Source organism: Jiangella rhizosphaerae (genome assembly GCF_003579925.1).
In the GTDB taxonomy this organism is placed as follows: domain Bacteria; phylum Actinomycetota; class Actinomycetes; order Jiangellales; family Jiangellaceae; genus Jiangella; species Jiangella rhizosphaerae.
In genome coordinates, this window is record NZ_QUAL01000075.1 from 1 (window position 1) to 3,079 (window position 3,079).

Sequence of the window (3,079 nt, forward strand, 5' to 3'; positions counted from 1 at the left end):
GGTGGCCGGCCGGCTCGGCGACCGGCACGGCCAGGCCCGGCTGCTGGTCCCCGGGCTGCTGCTGGCGGCGGCAGGGCTGCTCGGCGTCAGCCTGACCGGCACGGCGGCCGCCGTCGTCGCCGGCGCGGCGGTGTTCGGCGCCGGGTTCGGCGTGCTGCAGAACGCGACGCTGGCGCTCATGTACGCCCGCGTCCGGCCGGAGGGCTACGGCACGGTCAGCGCCATCTGGAACGCCGCCTACGACGCCGGCATGGCCGTGGGCGCCGCCGGCGCCGGGATCGTCGCGGCCGGCGCAGGCTACCCCATGGTCTTCGCCCTGGCCGCCGCCCTGCTGGTACCGGCGCTGCTGCCGGCACGGCGGGAGCGCCGGCTCGCCAGCTCCGTTGAGCGATGACGTCGCGTTGGCCCGGGTGCGGCGTTGGACCCGTCCCCCTGCTGCCCATTCTCTTGGCCGCGCACGCGCGCCTCAAGCGGACAATGGAGGCGCTTCGCGCCGGCGATGACCGCTTGACCCGCGCGCACGCGGCTCAGAACGGGCAGCTATCAGGGGGACGGGGGAAGAGCGGCAACGGCGCCGCTGCGTTCGACGCGTTTGCGTGTGAGTTTGGTGTCGTTGGGCGTCCACCTGGTGAGATTTCGCCGTGATTCCGGAGCCATCACGAGGATTACCTGAGCATCACCACGGCTGTAGGGGTGTTGATGCTCAGGCAATCCTCGTGATGTAGGCGATCGCCGATGATCATCGCTGTCCACAACCCGACAAAGCGGGCGAAACGGGCACGCCAAGGCCGAGGCGTGCCCACATCCTCCCCGTCCCCCTGATAGCTGCCCGTTCTTGGCCGCGAAGCCGCGGGTCAAGTCCGCCCCTCGTCGNCGGCGGACTTGAGGCGCGGTTGCGCGGCAAGAGAATGGGGCAGCAGGGGGACGGGGAGCCCCCGCTCGCAGACCGAGGCGGGGTCACACGCCTTCGGCAGGTTCGCGACCGGCGGACAGGACGGCGCGCATGTGGCGTATGCGGGCCGACGGAGTCATGCCCATGAAGTGCAGCGCGTGCGGCCGTGGGACCGTCGGCCGGTCGGCGTAGGAGGCGGCGGCGCTGTTGTAGGACTCCGCGGCGGTCCGGCCGGCGACGTAGGGCTGGTTCCAGCCGGGCGGCAGCCAGGAGGTCCCCTCGAGGAACGGGGTGCCGCGGCCCGGCCGGGCCCAGTGGTAGCGCTCGTCGCCGCGGTTCCAGCCCAACGCCAGCAGAACGGCGCCCTGGTCGGCCCACGGGCCGGGCTGCGGACCGGCCGCCTCCACCGCGTCGAGGAGCGCGGTCGCCGCCGGCCCGGTGCGCAGCAGCCAGACGCCGGTGTTGGGGTTGAGCCGGTGCTCGTACGGCACCTGCTCCAGCACCAGCGCCTGGAAGGCGTCGGGGTGCAGGTGGGCGGCGACGTCCTCGTCGTCGCGCAGGATCAGGACGTCGGCGTCGAGCCACAGGGCCAGGTCGTAGCGTTCCAGCGCGGCCCGCAGCAGCGTGATCTTCGCCCATTTGGCCCGCTGCGCCGCCGCGTCGGCCGCGGTGCCGTCGGCGGGCAGCCGCACGGCGCGCACGTCGAAGCCCCAGCGGGCGGCGTAACGGCGGAACGACGGCAGCGCGCATTCCTCGAGCACCGGCCACATTCCCGGTCCGGCGGCCGTCACGATCACCCGGCCTCGCGACACCACTCCCGCCATGAACGGAATGTGCCCGATTCGCCGGATTTCATCCCGGACGGCGGGCGGCCCCCTGCTCGACGGCGGCGGCGAGCGCCTCGCGGCAGGCGAGGATGGACGGCCGCTGGGCCATCGAGCGCCGGGCGGCGGTGAACACCGTCCGGTGCGGCACACCGTCGAGGTCGACAAGCCGCACCGACGGCGGGCGCCGCGCCCACATGAGGTCGGGGATCAGCGCGACCGCGTTGCCGGTCTCGATCAGCTCGATCTGCGCCGTCAGGTCGGCGGTCTCGAACCGCACGTCCGGCTCGAACCCGGCCTGCCGGCAGGCCTGCTCGGCGAAGTGCCGCGACGCCGCGCCGTGCGGCTCGACCACCCACGGCAGGCCGGCGGTGTCGGCCAGCCGGGTGATGTGCGCCCACTCCGGGCCGGGCGGGACGGCCAGCCGGATGGCGTCGCGGGTGAGCCCGACGCGGTCCAGCTCAGGGTGCCACGGCGCCGCGTGGTTCGGGTACTGCTCGGCGACCACCAGGTCGAAGTCGCGGGCGAACGTCTCCATCAGCGCGGTCTCCGGCTCGCGCTGCGTCATCGTGACGCGCAGCCGCGGATGCCGCTCGGCCAGGGTGTGCAGCAGGTCGGGCATCAGCGCCAGAGCCGCGGACTGGAAGACGGCGATGCGGACGGTGCCGGTGGCCTCCTGCAGAGACGCCCGCAGGTCCGACTCCGCCTCCTCCAGCCGCTGCAGGACGGCGGCCGTGTGCTCGACCAGGATCTCCGCCTGCGGGGTGAGCTGCAGCCGCCGGCCGACCTTGCGCAGCAGCGGCACGCCGGCCTCCTTCTCCAGCAGCGTGAGCTGTTGCGACACCGACGACGGGCTCTGGTGCAGGGCCGCAGCGACATCGGCGATGGTGCCGCGGACGGCGAGTTCGCGCAGCAGCCGCAGCCGGCGGACGTCGAGCACGGGGCCTCCACCCATAGATAAGGAGATCTGACGAGTATCCGTCAGATAACATCGCTTTACCTTACGCCAGTGGGTGACCAGACTGTGGACATGGCCGTGACCTGGAACGACACCGACGCGCGAGCGGACGGGCTGGACGACCTGCTGAGCCTGTCCGACGAGGTGGTGGCGACCGTCCGCCGCTGGCTGGACGAGTCCGCCCGGCAGCCCGCGAGCGCCGCCGCCCAGCGGCTCGCGCAGGTGCTCGCCGACCCCCGGGGCCTGCCGTTCGCGGTCGGCTTCGTCGACGGCGTGATCCGGCCCGAGGACCCGAAGGTGGCCGCCCGGGCGCTGCGCGACCTCGCCGCCGACGTCCCGGCCTTCCTGCCCGCGCACCTGCGCCTGGCCGTCCGGGCCGGCGGGCTGGCCGGACGGGTCGCGCCC

At 73.8% G+C, this 3,079-nt stretch carries 4 protein-coding genes; 2 read left to right on the top strand and 2 right to left on the bottom strand.

Going from position 1 to position 3,079, the window contains the following annotated elements:
• The coding region (locus tag DY240_RS08680; RefSeq protein WP_119659541.1) for an MFS transporter at positions 1 to 394 on the top strand (394 nt) is incomplete at its 5' end.
• A 563-nt stretch (positions 395 to 957) separates the two neighbouring features.
• Here the strand turns inward: DY240_RS08680 and DY240_RS08685 are convergent.
• Both DY240_RS08685 and DY240_RS08690 read right to left on the bottom strand, forming a co-directional pair.
• Positions 958 to 1,716 carry a hypothetical protein gene (locus tag DY240_RS08685; protein ID WP_147375241.1) on the bottom strand — a complete coding sequence of 253 codons (759 nt, stop codon included), beginning with the start codon at positions 1,714 to 1,716 and terminating at the stop codon, positions 958 to 960.
• Between the two features lie 28 nt (positions 1,717 to 1,744).
• Entirely contained in the window at positions 1,745 to 2,656 is a 912-nt protein-coding gene (locus DY240_RS08690; RefSeq protein WP_119659543.1) for a LysR substrate-binding domain-containing protein, read from the bottom strand.
• A gap of 90 nt (positions 2,657 to 2,746) precedes the next feature.
• On the opposite strand from DY240_RS08690, the gene DY240_RS08695 reads away from it, so the two are divergent.
• Positions 2,747 to 3,079, top strand: a 333-nt coding sequence (locus tag DY240_RS08695) for a hypothetical protein (RefSeq protein WP_147375242.1), incomplete at its 3' end; no start/stop codon positions are given.